Genomic DNA, 501 nt, shown 5'->3' with positions numbered 1-501 from the left:
CAAAACCTAAAATAGAAAAAATACACACAGGAATTAATTTTTTAGACAAAATCAGCGACGGCGGTTTTGAAGTCGGGCAGTTGATTTTACTTAGCGGAGATCCCGAAGCCGGTAAAACGCTTTTAGGTATCCAATACATTACCAATGCGCAACAACAGCACAAGGTAACTTATTTTGGTTTTGAGTTTAGCGTTAGGAAGCATATTGAAACCTTAAACTCTAAAGATTTCAAAATAAACAAAGAAAATTATTTTATTGATGATACAAGTTGCGAAATTAACGAACTAGTTTCACAGATTAGAGGATTAGCTAAAGAAGGGCATAAACTTTTTGTAATTGATAGTCAAATGAAGATCCAAGCGCCGATCGTAGGTAGGACGATTGAAGAAGTAGAAACAATTAAGTTCACTACTTTAGCCGACTTAGCCAGGCGCTTGCAAGTTATCATTATTTTGATTATTCAAAATTCCAAAAACGACAGCTACGCCCCAACAGGGAGCC

The 501-nt window shown here is 36.3% G+C and carries 1 protein-coding gene; it reads left to right on the top strand.

The window, feature by feature from the left end:
* Positions 1–501: RAD55 family ATPase (locus IEY78_RS34050; protein ID WP_229700360.1), on the top strand; the 501-nt coding region annotated here is incomplete at both ends.

The organism is Streptomyces kronopolitis (assembly GCF_014646275.1).
Lineage (GTDB): Bacteria > Actinomycetota > Actinomycetes > Streptomycetales > Streptomycetaceae > Streptomyces > Streptomyces kronopolitis.
This window is presented reverse-complemented; position numbering and strand designations above follow the sequence as displayed.